This window comes from Pseudoalteromonas sp. P1-9, assembly GCF_001399975.1.
Classification (GTDB): Bacteria; Pseudomonadota; Gammaproteobacteria; order Enterobacterales; family Alteromonadaceae; genus Pseudoalteromonas.
This window is the reverse complement of sequence record NZ_LKBD01000157.1, coordinates 1-320: the sequence shown is the minus strand read 5'-3', so window position 1 is coordinate 320 and position 320 is coordinate 1. Positions and strand designations below refer to the sequence as shown.

Here is a 320-nt window from a genome sequence, read left to right as displayed (position 1 = left end):
ATGGTGGCGATGGATGCAACGGCAACCAATAATGGCACACAAGCGAATTACCAATATAATATTGACGGTATTCGTACCAGTAAAACGGTAAATGGTCAGGCAATACACTACCTAATCGACAACACGGCAGCTTATGCACAAGTGATTGCCGAAACAGACAGCCTTGGCAGCCGATTAAAAACCTACCTTTACGGTGATGACTTAATCAGTCAAACCGACTCAAACCAAGTAACTAACACCTTCCACTATGATGGCCTTGGCTCAACGAGAAGTCTAAGCAACGACAGTGGCGAACAAAGTGATAGTTACGATTATTTAGC

General features: G+C 43.8%; 1 protein-coding gene. It reads left to right on the top strand.

All coding sequences use genetic code 11. The annotated features are described in order from the left end of the window. Nucleotides 1-320: hypothetical protein (locus AN214_RS22805; RefSeq protein WP_200911163.1), on the top strand; the 320-nt coding region annotated here is incomplete at both ends.